We start from the raw sequence: 17,630 nt of genomic DNA on the forward strand, positions 1-17,630 counted from the left end.
CGCCTCGCGGAACGACTGGGCGGGCCTGCGGGTCTGCGTGGCGGGCCTGGGCGTGTCCGGGCTGGCCGCCGCCCAGGTGCTGGCCGAACGCGGCGCCCGCGTCACGGCCGTCGAGGGCCGCGACGACGAGGCGCTCCGCGCCCGCGCCGCCGGGCTGGAGGCGCGGGGCGTCACGGTGCGGCTCGGCGACGGCGAGACGCTGCCCGAGGGCGTCGACCTCGTGGTGACCTCGCCGGGCTGGAAGCCGACCGCGCCGCTGCCGGCCGCCGCCGCGGCCGCCGGGATCGAGATCATCGGTGAGGTCGAGCTGGCCTGGCGGCTGCGCGGCGACGACGCCGCGCCCTGGCTCGCGCTGACGGGCACCAACGGCAAGACCACGGCGGTACGGATGCTGGCCTGCATCCTGGAGGCCGCCGGGCACCGCACGCTCGCCGTCGGCAACGTGGGCACGCCCATCGTCGAGGCCGTCCTCCAGAAGCACGACGTCCTCGCCGTCGAGCTGTCCAGCTACCAGCTGCACTGGTCCAGCACGGTCGTGCCGTTCGCCGCCGCCGTGCTGAACGTGGCGCCCGACCACCTCGACTGGCACGGCTCGCTCGAGGCCTACGCCGCCGACAAGGGCAAGATCTACGCGCCCGGGACGGTGGCGGTGGTCAACGCCGACGACCCGGTGTCGGTGCGGCTCGGGGGCGAGGGCGCGATCGGCTTCACGCTCCAGGTCCCGCGCCCGGGCCAGCTCGGCGTCGTCGAGGACCTCCTCGTGGACCGCGCGTTCACCGCCGACCGGATGCGCGAGGCGGCCGAGCTCGCCGAGCTCGCCGACGTCCGCCCGTTCGCGCCCCACAACGTCGCCAACGCGCTCGCCGCGGCGGCCCTGGCCCGAGCCTTCGGCGTGCCGCCGGAGGCCGTGCGCGAGGGACTGCGGGCGTTCGTGCCCGATCCGCACCGCATCGCCCACGTGGCGACGGTCGCCGGGGTCGACTACGTCGACGACTCCAAGGCGACCAACCCGCACGCCGCCGCCTCCTCGCTGGCCGCCAGCCGGTCCGCCGTCTGGATCGCGGGCGGGCTGCTCAAGGGCGCCGACGTCGACGACCTCGTCCGGTCGTGCGCCGGCCGGCTGCGCGGCGTGGTGCTGCTGGGGGCCGATCGGGCACAAATCGCCGCGGCACTCGCGCGACACGCGCCGAAGGTCCCGGTCGTGGACGTCCCCGACACCGACACTGGGGCGATGGACCGCGTCGTGACTGAAGCCTCCGCCCTGGCACAGCCCGGGGACACCGTGCTCCTGGCCCCCGCCGGAGCCTCGTTCGACATGTTCACCAGTTACGGGGCCCGCGGCGACGCCTTCGCGGCCGCGGTCGCGCGGTTGGCGAAGCGCGCGTAACCCCCATGACCGCCGTAGAGGCCGAAGAGGAGAACACCGGACGGCCCGGCCCGCGCGAGCAGGTCGCGGCCGCCGTCGGGCTGCTCGACCGCCCGCTGACGTCCTACTACCTGGTGCTCGGCTGCTCCATGTTGCTGCTGGCGCTCGGGCTCACCATGGTGTTGTCGGCCTCCAGCGTGAAGCAGCTGCAGGAGACGGGGTCGGCCTACACGCTGCTCCAGAAGCAGGCGATGTGGATGGCGCTCGGGCTGCCCGGCATGTGGCTCGCCTCGCGGCTGCCGGTCAAGACCATCCGGGTGATGGCCTATCCGCTGCTCCTGCTGTCCATCGTCGCCCTCGCCCTGGTGCTGGTGCCCGGACTGGGCCGCACGGCGGGCGGCGCGACCCGCTGGATCAGCTTCGGGCCGTTCCAGCTCCAGCCGTCCGAGCCGGCCAAGCTCGGCCTGGTGCTCTGGGGCGCCGACCTGCTGGCGCGCAAGGAACGGCTCGGCCAGCTCACCGAGTGGCGGTCGCTGCTGGTGCCGCTGCTGCCCGGCTCCGGCCTGCTGGTGCTCCTGGTCATGCTGGGGAACGACCTGGGCACGACCCTGGTGCTCCTCACGATCTTCCTGGCCCTGCTGTGGGTCGTCGGGGCGCCCGGACGGCTGTTCGTGGGCATCGCGGGGCTGGTGTGCCTGCTGGTGTCGATCCTCATCGTCGTCGAGCCGTACCGCATGCAGCGCCTCACCGGGTTCCTCGACCCCTCGGGCAACCAGCTGACAAGCAACTATCAGGGGCGGCAAGGACTGTTCGCGGTGGCCTCGGGCGGCTGGTTCGGCACCGGACTGGGGGAGGGGCGTGCGAAATGGAACTATCTTCCGCACGCCGAAACGGACTTCATCTTCGCGATCGTCGGAGAGGAGCTCGGCCTCGTCGGTACGCTCGTCGTGCTGGGCCTGTTCGGCCTGCTGGCCTACGCCGGGCTGCGGATCGCGAGGAGGGTGAAGGACCCGTTCACCCGTCTCGCCGCGGCCGGCGCGACCGCGTGGCTGGTGGTGCAGGCGATCGTCAACATCGGAGCGGTGATCAATGTGCTTCCCATCACAGGGATCCCGCTCCCGCTGGTCTCCTACGGGGGATCGGCGCTCATCCCGACCCTGATCGTGCTGGGCGTGCTGCTCTCGTTCGCCAAACGTGAGCCGGGCGCCCGGCAGGCACTGGCCGCGCGGGGTCCCGGACCGGTGTCGCGGGCCCTAAGCTGGCTGGGCCTGGCACGGCGTTGAATCCCCTGATCGACACCACGAGGAGTTGTCAACGAGCATGAGGGTTGTCCTGGCCGGCGGCGGCACCGCCGGACACATCGAGCCCGCCCTGGCCCTCGCCGACGCGCTGCGGCGCAACGACCCCAACGTGGGGATCACCTGCCTGGGCACGGAGCGGGGTCTGGAGACCCGGCTCGTCCCGCAGCGCGGCTACGAGCTCGCCCTGATCCCTCCGGTGCCGCTCCCGCGTACGCTCACCCCGCAGCTGCTGTCGGTCCCCGGCCGGCTGCGCGGTGCGATCAACGCGGCGGCGAACGTCCTCGACCAGGCCCAGGCCGACATCCTCGTCGGCTTCGGCGGCTACGTGGCCACCCCCGGATACCTGGCGGCGCGCAAGCGCAAGGTGCCGATCATCGTCCACGAGGCCAATCCCAAGCCCGGCCTGGCCAACAAGCTCGGCGCCCGCTTCACCGACCACGTCGCGGTCTCGCACGCCGACTCCCCGCTGCCCAACTCGACGTTCGTCGGCATCCCGCTGCGCCGCGAGATCGCGGCGCTCGACCGGCTGGCGATGGGCGACAAGGCGCGGTCCTACTTCGGGCTGCTGCCCGACCTGCCGACGCTGCTGATCTTCGGCGGCTCGCAGGGCGCCCGGTCGCTCAACCGCGCCGCGGTCGCCGCGGCCCCGGCGTTCCGGCAGGCCGGCATCCAGGTCCTGCACATCGTCGGCCCCAAGAACACCGAGGAGCCCGAGCCGGCCGACGGCCCGCAGTACGTCACCATCCCCTACTGCGACCGGATGGACCTCGCCTACGCCGCCGCCGACATGGCGATGTGCAGGGCGGGCGCGATGACCTGCGCCGAGCTCGCCGCGGTGGGCCTGCCCGCGGTCTACGTGCCGCTGCCGATCGGCAACGGTGAGCAGCGGCTCAACGCCGAGCCGATCGTCGCCGGCGGCGGCGGCCTGCTCGTCGACGACGCCGAGCTGACGCCGGAGTGGATCGCGCACAACGTGCTCCCCGTGCTGGCCGACCCGGGCAAGGTCGCCCACATGTCGGAGGCGGCGGCGCGGCTGGGACGGCGCGACGCCGACGTGGCGCTGGCCAAGATGGTCTACGACGTGGTGCGCTCCTCGGGGCGGCAGCACGGATGAGCCTGATCAAGCCCGGGGAGATCGTGCCGGCCGGTGAGCTGGGCGCGGTGCACTTCATCGCGATCGGCGGCGCCGGCATGTCCGGGATCGCCCGCATCATGCTCAAGCGCGGCATCCCCGTCTCCGGCAGCGACGCGCAGGACTCCGAGCTGCTCGGGCAGCTCGGCGCCCTGGGCGCGAAGGTCTTCGTCGGGCACGACGCCGCCTACGTCGGCGCCGCCGACACCGTGGTGGTCTCCACCGCGATCCGCGAGACCAACCCCGAGCTGGTCGCCGCGCGCGAGCGCGGCCTGCGGGTGCTGCACCGGTCGGCCGCGCTGGCCTCGCTCATGGCGGGACGCCGCGCGGTCGCGATCGCGGGCACGCACGGCAAGACCACGACGACGTCGATGCTGACCGTCGCGCTGCAGCACGCCGGGGTCGACCCGTCCTACTGCATCGGCGGCCAGCTGGTCACCACCGGTCTCGGCGCCGACGAGGGCACCGGCGACGTGTTCGTGGCCGAGGCCGACGAGAGCGACGGCTCGTTCCTCATGTACACGCCGCACATCGCGGTCATCACCAACGTCGAGGCCGACCACCTCGACAACTACGGCGGCTTCGACATGGTGAAGGACAACTTCGCCAGGTTCGTCGACCGCGTCGAGCCCGGCGGCACGCTGGTGGCCGGGGCCGACGACCCGGTCGCGATGGAGCTGGCCGAGCGGGCGCGCGTTCGCGGGCTGACCGTCCGCACCTACGGCGAGGCGGCGGGCGCCGACCTGCGCGTCACCGGCTTCACCCCGCGCGGGCTGGGCTCGCGCTTCGAGATCGAGGGCCTGGGCGAGATCGCGCTGGCGGTGCCCGGCCGGCACAACTCGCTCAACGCGGCCGCCGTGGTGGCCGTCGCGCAGGCGCTCGGCTGCGCGTTCCCCGACGTGGCGGCGGGGCTGGCCGAGTTCCGCGGCGCGATGCGGCGGCTGGAGCCCAAGGGCGAGGCGGGCGGTGTCGAGGTGTTCGACAGCTACGCCCACCACCCGACCGAGCTCACCGCCGACCTGGAGGCGACCCGCGACTACGTCGGGCAGAGCGGGCGCACGCGGATCGTGGCGGTCTTCCAGCCGCACCTCTACAGCCGCACCCGGTTCTTCGCCGCCGAGTTCGGCGCGGCGCTCGGGCTGGCCGACGTCGCCGTCGTCCTCGACGTCTACGGCGCCCGCGAGGACCCCGAGCCCGGGGTCACCGGGCGGCTCGTCGCCGACGCCGTGCCGGCCGGCACCGAGACGGTCTACGCGCCGGTCTGGGGCGAGGTGGCCGCGACGGTGACGGGCCTGGCCCGACCCGGCGACGTGGTCATCACGCTCGGCGCGGGCGACGTCACCCGGCTCGGCCCGGCGGTCCTCGACCTGCTCGGGGACGCCTCCGCCGAGGGGTAGTGGCGATCGTCCGGCGTGGGCTCCCGCGTCCGGGACCGCCGGACGGTCATGCTGGGGTCATGACCGAGACGGGCACCAGTCATCCGGAGACCACGGCGGCGGACGACGGTTCCGCCGGCGAGCGGGACGCGCCGCGGGTGCCCGCCGAGCGGCCGCGTCCCAACCGGTGGAAGGTGGTGTTCGTCACCCTGCTGGTCGTCGGTCTCCTCGGCACCGTGGTGTGGGTGCTGCTCGGATCGCGCCTGCTGGTCGTCCGGCACGTCGAGGTCACCGGCACCAAGATCGCGCCGCGCGACCGGGTGGTGGCCGCGGCGGGCATCACGCTCGGCGGCCCCATGGTGCGGCTCGGCGCCGGCTCCGTCGAGGCCCGGGTGGAGAAGCTGCGCGAGGTCGAGTCGGCCAAGGTCGAACGGCACTGGCCCGGCACGGTGCGCATCGTCGTCCGCGAGCGGGTGCCGCTCGCGGCGGTCGAGCGCGGCGGCCGTTTCTACCAGCTCGACAAGGACGGCGTGATCGTCACCGACACCCCGGTCCGGCCCGGCCGCATGCCCGCGCTGACCGTGTCGGCGCCCGGCCCGACCGATCCCGCCACGCTCGCGGCGCTGCACGTCGTGGACGCGCTGCCCGCCGCCCTGTCCAGGCGGCTCACCGAGGTCGAGGCGTCCACGCCCGAGTCGGTCACGCTGCGGCTGAACGCCGGGCTGACCGTCGTGTGGGGTTCGGCCGAACGCGGCGACGAGAAGGTGCGCCTCTACGAGGCCCTTCTCCGCACGACCGCGGGGCGCACCGCCCGCCAGATCGACGTGAGTTCGCCCGAGGTCGTCACCACTCGCTGATCCGCTCGGTGCGCCGATCTCGTACCAGTCGGTGTGGTGAGTCGGGGCCCGTGCGTGTGTCGCGGCGAATAAGCACGCCCGATGGGGCACGCTTGACGGGTGGCCGTTCGTCCGGACGGGACGACGGGAGGAGAGGTGCGATGTCCCCTTGGTTCGCCAACCAGGGCAACTGGCGCGCACCGCGACACGCCGGTTCAGTTGGCGGGAGGTTAGTTGACCCTGGCGGTTAGCCCGCCCTACTGTCCGTATCAGCCTTCAGGTTGACATAACTGTAAGTCTCAAGTTGAGGGTGAGGGTTGAGGGAAGAGGTCGGACGACCTCCTCGGCCCGCCGACAGAGCTAGACCTGGTCAGAACATGGCAGCGGCACCGAATCCGGGCCGGCCGGTTGGATAGAGCGAGCGGAAAGGCCCCTCGTCGTGGCAGCACCGCAGAATTACCTCGCGGTCATCAAAGTCGTCGGCATCGGCGGCGGCGGCGTCAACGCCGTCAACCGGATGATCGAGGAGGGACTCAAGGGCGTCGAGTTCATCGCGATCAACACTGACGCCCAGGCGCTGCTGATGAGTGACGCCGACGTGAAGCTGGACGTGGGGCGTGAGCTCACCCGCGGCCTGGGCGCCGGGGCCAACCCGGACGTGGGCCGCAAGGCCGCCGAAGATCACCGCGAGGAGATCGAGGAAGTCCTCAAGGGCGCCGACATGGTGTTCGTCACCGCCGGAGAGGGCGGTGGCACCGGCACCGGCGGCGCGCCCGTGGTCGCCAACATCGCGCGCTCGCTGGGCGCGCTGACGATCGGCGTGGTCACCCGTCCGTTCAGCTTCGAGGGCAAGCGCCGGGCCATGCAGGCCGAGGCGGGCATCGAGACGCTGCGCGACGAGGTCGACACCCTCATCGTGATCCCCAACGACCGGCTGCTGTCGATCTCCGACCGCCAGGTCAGCGTGCTGGACGCGTTCAAGGCCGCCGACCAGGTGCTCCTCTCCGGTGTTCAGGGCATCACCGACCTGATCACCACGCCGGGCCTGATCAACCTCGACTTCGCCGACGTCAAGTCGGTCATGTCCGGCGCCGGTTCGGCGCTCATGGGCATCGGCTCGGCGCGCGGCGACGACCGCAGCGTGGCCGCGGCCGAGATGGCGATCTCCAGCCCGCTGCTGGAGGCCAGCATCGACGGCGCGCACGGCGTGCTGCTGTCGATCTCCGGTGGCTCCGACCTCGGCCTGTTCGAGATCAACGAGGCGGCGCAGCTGGTGTCGAACGCCGCCGCACCCGACGCCAACATCATCTTCGGCGCGGTCATCGACGACGCGCTCGGCGACGAGGTCCGGGTGACGGTGATCGCGGCGGGTTTTGACGAGGGCCGACCGTCCAAACCGGCCCCTGAACCCGAGGCCAAGAGAGTCCCTCCACCGCCGCGCCCGGTGCCGCCGCCACCGTCGAGCACCCCGCCGCCGCCCGCGGCGCCGCCGATCCAGGCCAACCCGATCCCCAGCCGGGTCGGCCGCGCGGAGGCTCCGCCGCAGCAGACTCCGCAGCAGACCGTCGCGCAGGCCGCGGCGGCCCCCGCTCCGGCACCGGCGCCGCAGGCTCCGGCCCCGCCGCGGGAGCCCGAGCGGCCGCAGCAGCAGGCCGACGACCGTTCGGGCGGACGGCCGCGGGAGGAGTCCGCGGCGCGTTCGGAGGGCGGATCGGCCGGTGGGCCCGGGTCCGGCGAAGGTTCCGGCGAGCGTGAGCCCGACTCGGGCAACCGCCCGCCCGCGCCGCGTCCGGCCGAGCCCGCCCCGACGCGGGTGCACGCCGGCGACAGCGAGAGCGGCTCGTCCGCTCCCGGCCAGCGCCGCCGTCCGGTCGTGTTCGACGAGGACGACGATCTCGACGTCCCCGACTTCCTCAAGTGATCACGAACGTCGGGCTCGGCGCGGGTGTCGGCGCGGCGTTCACCGCACGCGCGGGCGGCGTGAGCCGACCCCCGTACGACTCTCTCAACCTGGGCGGCGCCGTCGGTGACGACGCCGCCTCGGTGCGTGACAACCGCGGCCGCGCGGCCGGCGCGCTCGGCATCGCCGCCGGCCGCACGGTCTGGATGCGCCAGGTGCACGGGGCGGACGTGGCGTTCGTCACCGGCGAGCCCGGTGGTTCCGGCAGTCCCGGCGACGGCCTGCCCCCGGTCGACGCGATCGTGACGACCGAGCCGGGCCTGGCCCTGGCGGTGCTGGTCGCCGACTGCGCGCCCGTCCTGCTGGCCGATCCCGAGGCCGGGGTCGTCGGCGCCGCCCACTCCGGACGCCCGGGGACGGCGGCGGGAGTCGTCCCGGCGCTCGTCGCCAAGATGCGCGAGCGGGGTGCCGACCCCGCCCGGATGCGGGCCGCGATCGGCCCGGCCGCGTGCGGCGACTGCTACGAGGTGCCGGACGCCATGCGCGCCGAGGTCGCCGGCGTGGTGCCCGAGGCCTACGCGACCACCCGCAAGGGCACCCCCGGCCTGGACATCAGGGCCGGGATCACCGGGCAGCTCGCCGGCGCGGGCGTCACCGACGTCTGGCTCGACCCGCGCTGCACGATCGAGAGCGGCGACCTGTTCTCGTTCCGCCGAGAGGGCGTCACGGGGCGCTTCGCCGGATATGTGTGGATAAAAGGCGCCGAGGATGAGTGAGGCGCGCAGGGACGAGCTGAGGGCCAACCTCGCCGACGTCCGCAAGCGCATCGAGGCCGCCTGTGCCGCGGCCGGGCGGTCCGCCGAAGAGATCACCCTGGTCGCCGTCACCAAGACCTTCCCCGCCTCCGACGTCCGCCTGCTGTCCGGCCTCGGCCTCACCGACGTCGCCGAGAACCGCGACCAGGACGCCGCCCCCAAGGCGAAGGCCTGCGCCGACCTCCCGTTGACCTGGCACTTCGTCGGTCAGTTGCAGACCAACAAGGCCCGCTCGGTCGCCGCGTACGCCGACGTCGTGCAGTCGGTCGACCGCCCCAGGCTCGTCACCGCGCTGGAGAAGGCGGTCCGCGACTCCGGGCGCACCCTGCGCTGCCTGGTCCAGGTGTCGCTGGACGACGAGGAGGGCCGCGGCGGGGTCGCCCCGGACGGGGCGCTCGCGCTGGCGGACATGATCGCGGGCGCCGACGGGCTGCGGCTGGACGGCGTGATGGCGGTCGCACCGCTGGGCGGCGACCCGGCCGAGGCGTTCGCGCGGCTCGCCGGGATCGCCGCGGATCTGCGCGCCGCGCACCCTTCGGCGACCGCCATATCGGCGGGTATGAGCGCGGATCTGGAGCCGGCGATCGCGTGTGGCGCGACACACGTACGTGTCGGTACGGCGTTGCTCGGCGGCCGACGGGCAATCGTCAGGTAATGTCCCCCCAGTGGTACCTGCCGAAACGGCAGGCCACATCGGCTCGGGGTCGCACTCGGGCCGGTCAGATCGGTCCGATCGCGGTGCCGGGGCGCCGGGGCCACGAGGACGACGGAGGGCAAATGGCCAGCGCGATGCGCAAGATGGCGGTCTACCTCGGCCTTGTGGAGGACGATCGTTACGACGACAAGTACGCCAAGTACGACGAGTACGACGACTACGAGGTGTACGACGACGAGGCCGACCCGGGCGCGGGGCGGCAGGGCCGGCTGCGCGACGACGAGTCCGCCGGGCAGCTTACCCGAGCGGAGGACGGCGCGGACCGCGACCGGGATCATCACGTTCCGTCGACATCCGGCCAGCGCTCGGTAGCGCTCTACGAGTCGGGTACCACAGACCTTGCGCGTATCACTACGCTGCATCCAAGGACCTACAACGAGGCAAGGACCATCGGGGAACACTTCCGAGAGGGAACACCGGTGATCATGAACCTGACCGAGATGGTCGACAGCGACGCCAAGCGTCTCGTCGACTTCGCGGCAGGTCTCGTATTCGGGCTGCATGGGAGCATCGAGCGTGTTACCAACAAGGTGTTCCTCCTGTCACCCGCCAACGTCGAGGTGACCGCCGAGGACAAGGCCCGGATGGCAGAACGAGGATTCTTCAACCAAAGCTGACAGCCACATGCGAGAGTGTCCGTGACAATCGTTGGAACCGTGCTGAGCGCACTGCTCTATATCTTCCTCCTCTTCCTGATCGGGAGGTTGATCCTCGAAGTCCTGCAGTCGTTCGCCCGTTCATGGCGACCCACGGGAGTGGTGCTGGTGATCGCGGAGGCGACCTACACCGTCACCGATCCGCCACTGAAACTCCTGCGGCGGTTCATCCCGCCCGTGCGTCTGGGTAACGTGGCACTTGACCTCAGCTTCACGGTCCTCATCCTTGTGGTCTGGGTCATGATCATCTTCGTGCAGAAGCTCTGATCGGATACCGTCCTTTGGGACAGACTCCAAGCGCGCCAAGGAGACGAACATGCCGCTGACACCCGCCGATGTGCGGAACAAGCAGTTCAGTACCACCAGGCTGAGGCCGGGGTACGACGAGGAGGAGGTGGACGCCTTCCTCGACGAGGTCGAGGCGGAGCTCGACCGCCTCATCCAGGAGAACGAGGAGCTGCGGGCCAAGCTGGCGGAATGCCTGCGCGGCAAGGTCCCCGCCATGGCCGCCCCGATCGTCGAGCCCAAGCCCGACGTGCAGAAGATCCACGAGCCTCCCCGGCCCGAGCCCCAGCCCCAGCCCGAGCCGGAGCCCGTGCTCGGCGGCCTGGGCATGAGCGCCCCGTCCGGCGAGGACAACATGGACACCGCGGCGCGCGTGCTCGCGCTGGCGCAGCAGACCGCCGACCAGGCGATCGCCGACGCCCGCCGCGAGGCCGACGAGACGCTGGGCCGCGCCCGCCGCGAGGCCGAGGAGATCCTCGGCAAGGCCCGCCGGCAGGCCGACCAGATCGTCAGCGAGGCCCGCTCCCGCGCCGAGGCCCTCGACCGCGACGCCCAGGAGCGCCACCGCCAGGTCATGGGCTCGCTCGTGCAGCAGCGCGAGGAGCTCGAGCGCGAGGTCGACAACCTGCGCGCCTTCGAGCGCGAGTACCGCAGCCGTCTCAAGGTCTACCTCGAGGGTCAGCTGCGCGACCTGGAGGCCGGCAGCACCGAGACCGGTGCCTTCCCGAGCCCCGGCGGCCAGGGCGGCGTCCCGGCGGGCACGCAGACCGGTCCGCAGAACGCCATCCCGCAGCACGGCGACAACCGCAACGGCGCCGCGGGTTCGGCCAACACCGGAGCCACGCCGTTCCCGCCGCCCGCCGAGCCCGCCCAGCACGGCCAGCAGGTGCAGCACTCCGCCACCGGCGCGTTCCACGCAGGCGACAACCCGCCGCACGAGAGGCGCTGAGGCTCATCGCGCAGGCGATAGTGTCTTCCCGATCGCCGCGCCGGCGATGGCATGGCAGCCATCCCGGCGGCGTTCGGCGTTTCGGAACGTGGTTGGCGTCCTGTGAGCCGGGAAGGCTCGGAGCGCGCGTCTGTTAGAGGGGGAGAGACCCTTGATCATCCTGAGTGGCGTCCTCGTCGTCGTCGCGATCGCCCTGCTGGTGGCGGGGATCGTGGCGGGCAACGGAGAGAGCGCACAGGTCTTCGGCCTGGACGCACTGGTGGTGATCTACATCTCGATCGCCGTCAGCATCGTGTCCGCACTGTGCCTGGCCATCGGGGTGTTCTTGCGGCGCAGGGAGCTCTTCGGCGCGGGCGGCGCCCAGTCCTCGGGCAGGAAGAAGAAGTCCAAGAAGGCCGAACGGCTGGCCGCGGCCAAGGCGGCCACGACCCCCGTACCGGTCAAGGGCGGCAAGCCCCCCAAGGGTGCCAAGCCGGTCAAGGACGAGCCCGGCGACGACGAGGTCGCGATCCCCGCGCCTCCCGCCGACGTGCCCGACGACGCCGTGGTCTTCGTGATCCGCGGCCGCAAGCGCTACCACCTCGACACCTGTCGCCAGCTCGCCGGGCGCGACAAGGAGGAGCTCACCTACGTCGAGGCCAGGGAAGAGGGGTTCAGTCCCTGTACGGCCTGCATGCCCGACACCGCACTGGCGGCGCGCGCCGCGGTGTCGGTCCCCGCAGAGCCGAAGAAGGGCGCCGCGGGCGGCCCGGCCACGCCGAAGGCGGCCACGGCCGAGACGGCGGAGCTCCCTCGTTCCGGTCCTCGCCCCGGTGGCCCGGCGGCGGCACCCGCCCCGCCGGCCGGCTCGCCCAGGCCGCCGCAGGCCTCGGCGACCCCGCTGGGCGACATCGCCGCCGCGGCGGCCAAGTCGCCCGGCTCCTCAGCGCCCCCCGCACCTTCCACGCCTTCCGCACCTCCGGCATCGGCCGCACCTCCGGCACCGTCCGTGGCCTCCGCCGCGGCGGCACCGTCCGCGCCGAAGGCCCCGCCCGCACCCAAGGCCCCCGCCAAGGACGAGCCGGGCGCCGCCAAGGCCCCCGAGCCCTCCGCCCCGGCGGGCGACCCGGCCACGGGCGCGCTGCCCTCCGCCTGGGGCACCCCGTCGTTGTCGGTTCCCCCGTCCACGCCCGAGCGGGACCTGCCGTCCCCCGAGCGGACGGTCACCGACCTGCCGATCGGCCGTGCCGCGGGCGCGGCCACCGAGAAGCCCGAAGACGACTCCGCTCCGGCGGCGCCCAAGCCGCGCGAGTCCGGTGAGGCCGGCCGTCCCGGCACGCCCGCGGACACCGAGCCGGCACGGTCCGGCGGCTCCGAGCCCGCCGCGTCGCCGGCACCGTCCTCAGCGTCCGGGGCCTCCTCAGCGTCCAAGGCCTCCACTGCTCCCGGGTCCTCCTCGTCCGCGCCCTCCGACGAGGGCCCGCAGGTGCGCATCCTCAGCGGCACCAAGCGTTACCACCGCACCGACTGCGCCCTGATCGAGGACATCGGTGACGAGGCCGACGACCTGGAGGCGCTGTCGCGCGCGGAGGCCAAGGCGCGCGGCTGCACCCCGTGCCTGGTCTGCCAGCCCGACAAGGAGCACGCCCGCGACTGACCCGGGCCCGCTCGATCCGCGGCCGGGTCCGGCTCCCCTGGCCGGCTCTCACGCCGGTACGGCACGTCCAGATCGCGAATGCGGTGTATCAGTGGCCGTGGCGCCGGTCGTGACGGCGTGCGTCCCGCAGCTCGCGGAGGCGGTCGCGCTGCTCGTCGCGCATCTCCCGGTGCTGCTCGTGGATCTCCTGGTGCAGTTCGCGGGCGGCCGCGCGGCGGTCGCGGCGGTGCTTCTCGCCCACGGCCCGGCGCCTGACGTTGACGCCGCCGAACATCGTGAAGCCGGTCAGCCGGATGACGGGCGCCTCGCCGGACAGGTCGTCGTCCTCGGGAACGTCCACGCCGCCGAAGACGGCGGAGTTGGAGTTGACGACCCGGACGCCCGGCGGGACGGTGATCTCCACGCCGCCGAAGATGCAGGTGACGTTGACGGTGACCTCGCGCTGCGACAACACCGCCCGGCGGAAGTCCAGCTCGGTGCCGCCGAAGACGCAGGTGACGTTGGTCTCGGGCTCGACGAGCCAGCGTCCGCTGCGGCTCGCGCCCGCGAAGATCGCGATGATGTGCGAGCCCTGGGTGGCGGGCGCGGGCTCGGCCGTGTCCTTGGTGAGGCGGACCGTGCTCTCGGCCTGCTCGCCCGGCAGGTCCCGCAGGACCGGCTCCAGCTCCGCGTAGGTCTTGGCGGCGTAGACCACGTCGATGCGCTCGGCGTGCTCCTCCGGGGTGATGCGGCCCTCGGCGAGGGCCTCGCGCAGCCGGTCGGCGACCTTGTCGCGGTCGGAGTCCGACGCGCGCATGCTCGCCGGCTCGGGCGCGGAGGGATGCTCAGGAGGGTTCACACCGACATCCTCTCAAACGCGATGTGTCGCGAAAAAGCCCCCACGCGGAAATGGCACGTCCGGGCCGCGAAACCCGCGGCCCGGACGCGCCATGCCGACCCTGCTGCCAGCTCTGATGCCGGCCCCATGCCCGCCCCCGCGCTCAGGGGGCCGGGCATCGGTCAGTTCTTGCGGAGCCAGAAGGTCAGGCCCAGCTCCCCGTCGTGGTGGGCGGGGAGATCGTCGTGCTCGCCCTCCTCGACGGACTCGGCCAGCACCTCGGCGCCGATCTCGGCGGCGTGGGCGCGCAGCGCCTCGGCGAGGTCGCCCGACGCCTTCCACCAGAGCCCGATGCGGTCGGTGACCTCCAGGCCGCTGGACTTGCGGCCCTCCTGGACGAGCCGGATCGCCTCCCGCACCAGCCCCGCGCGGCGCAGCCCGGGGGTGAGCTCCAGGTCGAGCGCGACCGTCTCGCCCGCGGCGCTCTCGACCGCCCAGCCGCTGCGCGGCCGTTCGGTCACGAGCACGTCGGACGGCGACAGCGCGATGGCGCCGATCTCGCTCTCGACGGTGACCGTGCCGTCGGCGCGCAGGGCGGCGACGAGCGCGGCCGGGTCGGCGGAGGTGACGGCCTTGGCGACCTTCGGGGTGTCCTTGGCGTAGCGCTTGCCGAGCTCGCGGAAGTTGGGCTTGACCTCGTAGTCGACCAGGTCGCCGCCGATCGAGGAGAGCTCCTCGAACGCCTGGACGTTGAGCTCCTCGGCGATCTGGGCGCGCAGGCCGTCCGGCAGCGTGCCCCAGCCGGCCGCGCCGACCAGCGCCCGGCCGAGCGGCTGCCGGGTCCGCACGCCGCTCGCGGCACGGGCCGAGCGGCCGAGCTCCACCAGCCGGCGCACGAGCGCCATCTGGGTGCCGAGCTCGGCGTCGAGCAGCGTCTCGTCCACCTCGGGCCAGGTGGCCAGGTGGACCGACTCCGGCCCGTCGACCGGCCTGATGACGTCCCACACGTGGTCGGTGACGAACGGGACCATCGGCGCCATGAGCCGGGTGAGGGTCTCCAGGCACTGGTAGAGCGTCGCGAACGCGGCCTCGTCGCCGTCCCAGAACCGGCGCCGGGAACGCCGCACGTACCAGTTGGAGAGGTCGTCGACGAACTCGGCCAGCCGGCGCCCGGCCCGAGCGGTGTCGAACTCCTCCAGCGCCGCGTCGACCTCGGCGACGGTGCGGTTGAGCTCGGCGAGCGCCCAGCGGTCGAGCAGGGGCCGGTCGGCGGGCGCCGGGGCGGTGCCGAGCCGGTCCGGGGTCCAGGCCTCGCCCTGCGCGGCCGCGGCGTTGGCGTACAGCACGAAGAAGGAGGCGGTGTTCCAGTAGGTCAGCAGGACCTTGCGGACGACCTCCTCGAGCGCGTTGTGGCCGATCTTGCGGGAGGCCCACGGCAGGCCGCTGGCCAGCATGTACCAGCGCAGCGCGTCGGCGCCGTGCTGGTCCATCAGCGGGATCGGCTGCAGCACGTTGCCCAGGTGCTTGCTCATCTTGCGGCCGTCCTCGGCGAGGATCAGCCCCAGGCACAGCACGTTCTCGTACGAGCTGCGGTCGAAGACCAGCGTGCCGACCGCCATCAGCGAGTAGAACCAGCCGCGGGTCTGGTCGATCGCCTCGCAGATGTACTGGGCGGGGTAGGACTCGTCGAAGATCTCCTTGTTGCGGTGCGGCGCGCCCCACTGGGCGAACGGCATCGAGCCGGAGTCGTACCAGACGTCGATCACGTCCGGCACCCGGCGGGCCTCGCCGCCGCAGTCCGGGCAGGGGATCGTCACGTCGTCCACGTACGGGCGGTGCGGGTCGAGCGCGTCGAGGTCCTGACCGGCGAGCTCTCCCAGCTCCTTGAGGGAGCCGACGCAGGTGACGTGGTCGTCGTCGTCGCCGCAGACCCACAGCGGGAGCGGCGTCCCCCAGTAGCGGCTGCGCGACAGCGACCAGTCGACGTTGTTGCGCAGCCACTCCCCGTACCGGCCCTCCTTGACCGTCTCGGGGAACCAGCTGGTCTTCTCGTTCTCCTGGAGCAGCCGGTCCTTGATCTGGGTGGTCCGGATGTACCAGGCGGGGAGCGCGTAGTAGAGCAGCGGCGTGTGGCAGCGCCAGCAGTGCGGGTAGCTGTGCTCGAAGTGGTCGCCCTTGAACAGCAGGCCGCGCGCCTTGAGGTCGGCGGTGAGCGCCTCGTCGGCGTCCTTGAAGAACGTGCCGCCGACCATCGGGACGTCGGGCAGGAACCTGCCGTCGGGGCCGATCGGGTTGACGACCGGCATGCCGTAGGCCTTGCAGACGGTCATGTCGTCCGCGCCGAACGCGGGCGCCTGGTGGACCAGGCCGGTGCCGTCCTCGACGGTGACGTAGTCGCCGAGCACGACGTAGTGCGCGTCGGGGATGTCGACCAGCCCGAACGGGCGGGAGTAGGGGGTGCGCTCCAGCTCGCGGCCCTGGAACGTGGCGAGGCGTTCGGCGTCGTCGCCCAGCACCTGCGCGAGCAGCGGCTCGGCGACGACCAGCACCTCGTCGGACCCGGCGGCGCGGGCGGCGACGTAGGTGACGTCGGGGTGCACGGCGACCGCGGTGTTGGAGACCAGCGTCCAGGGCGTGGTGGTCCAGATGAGCAGCGAGGCGCCCAGCTCGGCGAGCGGGCCGTCGCCGGTGACCGGCATCCGCACGTACACCGACGGGCTGGAGATCGTCTCGTAGCCGCCCGGCTGGCCGAGCTCGTGGTCGGACAGGCCGGTGCCGCAGCGCGGGCAGTACGGGGTGATGCGGAAGTCGCGGAAGAGCAGGCCCTTGTCGAAGACGACCTTGAGCGACCACCACACGGCCTCGACGTAGTCGGGGTCCATGGTGCGGTAGGCCTGGGACATGTCGACCCAGTAGCCCATCCGCTCGGTCATGTCCTCGAACGCGTCGACGTGCCGGAGCACCGACTCGCGGCAGCGCGCGTTGAACTCGGCGACGCCGTAGGCCTCGATGTCCTTCTTGCCGGTGAGGCCGAGCTCCTTCTCCACGGCCACCTCGACGGGCAGGCCGTGGCAGTCCCAGCCGGCCTTGCGGGGGACGTGGAAGCCCTTCATGGTCTTGAAGCGCGGGAAGACGTCCTTGAAGACGCGGGCCTCGACGTGGTGCACGCCGGGCATGCCGTTGGCGGTGGGCGGGCCCTCGTAGAAGACCCAGCGCGGCCCCGACTCGGTGCGCTCCATCGACCGCTCGAAGACCTTGGCGTCCTGCCAGCGGGCCAGCATGTCGCGCTCGAGGGCGGGCAGGTCCACCTGCGCTGGCAGGGGCCTGAACTGACGGCTCACGTGGGTCTACCTCCGGATCGGCACGTCTAACGCTCGGTCCGGAGGGACGAGACGCCCTTGCGGGGCCCCGCGGTACCACCCTCCTTGGCCGCGTCGGCAGAACGCGGCCCGCTTCGTTCGAGTCTCGGCTGCCGGGTCTACTTTGCCCTGACTTGACGGATATCTCGTCCGGGCGGTTCTTCCGGCGGCTCAGGGGTGATCAGACCGCCGGGCCCGCCTCCGGGCTCGCACCGTCCCCGGATCGCTCGTGGCTGCTTGCGGCGGCAGGTGTCCCCATCGTGGCCGTGCCGATGAGACTGCTCGCTGCGACCTTAACGCACCCGGCGGGGAAACTCTTCCCGATAAACGGGCGGCCGGGACCGGGGTGGCGAGTGTGGCGCAGGTCACTCCAGAGATCGACCTTCCGTTGGGTTCCCGTGTGGGCGTCACGGGGCATATGCGGCCTGTAGCGCTCCAAGGTCGAGTGTCACGTTCCAGGGGTTTTATCCGTGCTGAGAGAGGGGAC

General features: G+C 72.6%; 14 protein-coding genes. 12 read left to right on the plus strand and 2 right to left on the minus strand.

Annotation, left to right across the window (positions count from 1 at the left end; translation table 11 throughout):
- Positions 1 to 25 precede the first annotated feature (25 nt).
- The 12 genes from murD to ABZ810_RS19140 all read left to right on the plus strand — a co-directional run bounded on the left by murD (position 26) and on the right by ABZ810_RS19140 (position 12,967).
- On the plus strand, positions 26 to 1,387 hold the full coding sequence (gene murD, locus ABZ810_RS19085) for a UDP-N-acetylmuramoyl-L-alanine--D-glutamate ligase (RefSeq protein ID WP_358405496.1): 1,362 nt from the start codon (positions 26 to 28) through the stop codon (positions 1,385 to 1,387).
- A 5-nt stretch (positions 1,388 to 1,392) separates the two neighbouring features.
- Entirely contained in the window at positions 1,393 to 2,649 is a 1,257-nt protein-coding gene (ftsW, locus tag ABZ810_RS19090) for a putative lipid II flippase FtsW (RefSeq protein ID WP_358404588.1), read from the plus strand.
- A gap of 37 nt (positions 2,650 to 2,686) precedes the next feature.
- On the plus strand, positions 2,687 to 3,781 hold the full coding sequence (gene murG, locus ABZ810_RS19095) for an undecaprenyldiphospho-muramoylpentapeptide beta-N-acetylglucosaminyltransferase (RefSeq protein ID WP_358404590.1): 1,095 nt from the start codon (positions 2,687 to 2,689) through the stop codon (positions 3,779 to 3,781).
- Entirely contained in the window at positions 3,778 to 5,196 is a 1,419-nt protein-coding gene (gene murC, locus ABZ810_RS19100; protein ID WP_358404592.1) for a UDP-N-acetylmuramate--L-alanine ligase, read from the plus strand. Before murG ends, murC begins: the two co-directional genes overlap by 4 nt.
- A gap of 59 nt (positions 5,197 to 5,255) precedes the next feature.
- Positions 5,256 to 6,032: an FtsQ-type POTRA domain-containing protein gene (locus tag ABZ810_RS19105; RefSeq protein WP_358404593.1), complete on the plus strand. Its 777-nt coding sequence runs from the start codon at positions 5,256 to 5,258 to the stop codon at positions 6,030 to 6,032.
- Between the two features lie 418 nt (positions 6,033 to 6,450).
- Complete coding sequence (gene ftsZ, locus ABZ810_RS19110; RefSeq protein WP_358404595.1) at positions 6,451 to 7,932, plus strand: cell division protein FtsZ; 1,482 nt, start codon at positions 6,451 to 6,453, stop codon at positions 7,930 to 7,932.
- On the plus strand, positions 7,929 to 8,687 hold the full coding sequence (gene pgeF, locus ABZ810_RS19115; RefSeq protein ID WP_358404597.1) for a peptidoglycan editing factor PgeF: 759 nt from the start codon (positions 7,929 to 7,931) through the stop codon (positions 8,685 to 8,687). The genes ftsZ and pgeF overlap by 4 nt, the downstream gene beginning before the upstream one ends.
- Positions 8,680 to 9,381: a YggS family pyridoxal phosphate-dependent enzyme gene (locus ABZ810_RS19120; RefSeq protein ID WP_358404599.1), complete on the plus strand. Its 702-nt coding sequence runs from the start codon at positions 8,680 to 8,682 to the stop codon at positions 9,379 to 9,381. Before pgeF ends, ABZ810_RS19120 begins: the two co-directional genes overlap by 8 nt.
- Positions 9,382 to 9,503: 122 nt before the next feature.
- Positions 9,504 to 10,058: a cell division protein SepF gene (sepF, locus tag ABZ810_RS19125; protein ID WP_358404602.1), complete on the plus strand. Its 555-nt coding sequence runs from the start codon at positions 9,504 to 9,506 to the stop codon at positions 10,056 to 10,058.
- A 21-nt stretch (positions 10,059 to 10,079) separates the two neighbouring features.
- Positions 10,080 to 10,364, plus strand: coding sequence for a YggT family protein (locus ABZ810_RS19130; protein WP_358405499.1), 285 nt, complete (start codon positions 10,080 to 10,082; stop codon positions 10,362 to 10,364).
- 49 nt (positions 10,365 to 10,413) lie between these two features.
- Positions 10,414 to 11,331 carry a DivIVA domain-containing protein gene (locus tag ABZ810_RS19135; protein WP_358404604.1) on the plus strand — a complete coding sequence of 306 codons (918 nt, stop codon included), beginning with the start codon at positions 10,414 to 10,416 and terminating at the stop codon, positions 11,329 to 11,331.
- A gap of 151 nt (positions 11,332 to 11,482) precedes the next feature.
- On the plus strand, positions 11,483 to 12,967 hold the full coding sequence (locus tag ABZ810_RS19140; RefSeq protein WP_358404606.1) for a hypothetical protein: 1,485 nt from the start codon (positions 11,483 to 11,485) through the stop codon (positions 12,965 to 12,967).
- A gap of 88 nt (positions 12,968 to 13,055) precedes the next feature.
- Here the strand turns inward: ABZ810_RS19140 and ABZ810_RS19145 are convergent, their stop codons facing one another.
- Both ABZ810_RS19145 and ileS read right to left on the minus strand, forming a co-directional pair.
- Complete coding sequence (locus ABZ810_RS19145; RefSeq protein ID WP_358404608.1) at positions 13,056 to 13,805, minus strand: DUF1707 domain-containing protein; 750 nt, start codon at positions 13,803 to 13,805, stop codon at positions 13,056 to 13,058.
- Positions 13,806 to 13,966: 161 nt separating this feature from the next.
- Entirely contained in the window at positions 13,967 to 17,125 is a 3,159-nt protein-coding gene (gene ileS, locus ABZ810_RS19150) for an isoleucine--tRNA ligase (RefSeq protein ID WP_358404610.1), read from the minus strand.
- Positions 17,126 to 17,630 lie beyond the last annotated feature (505 nt).

This window comes from Spirillospora sp. NPDC047279, assembly GCF_040643285.1.
GTDB lineage: Bacteria > Actinomycetota > Actinomycetes > Streptosporangiales > Streptosporangiaceae > Spirillospora.

Bases quoted from the DNA above. Each gene is read 5' to 3' on its own strand.
- ABZ810_RS19135 (WP_358404604.1), top strand. From the start codon at position 10,414: ATGCCGCTGACACCCGCCGATGTGCGGAACAAGCAGTTCAGTACCACC.
- sepF (WP_358404602.1), top strand. From the start codon at position 9,504: ATGGCCAGCGCGATGCGCAAGATGGCGGTCTACCTCGGCCTTGTGGAG.
- ABZ810_RS19120 (WP_358404599.1), top strand. From the start codon at position 8,680: ATGAGTGAGGCGCGCAGGGACGAGCTGAGGGCCAACCTCGCCGACGTC.
- murC (WP_358404592.1), top strand. From the start codon at position 3,778: ATGAGCCTGATCAAGCCCGGGGAGATCGTGCCGGCCGGTGAGCTGGGC.
- ftsW (WP_358404588.1), top strand. From the start codon at position 1,393: ATGACCGCCGTAGAGGCCGAAGAGGAGAACACCGGACGGCCCGGCCCG.
- murG (WP_358404590.1), top strand. From the start codon at position 2,687: ATGAGGGTTGTCCTGGCCGGCGGCGGCACCGCCGGACACATCGAGCCC.
- ABZ810_RS19105 (WP_358404593.1), top strand. From the start codon at position 5,256: ATGACCGAGACGGGCACCAGTCATCCGGAGACCACGGCGGCGGACGAC.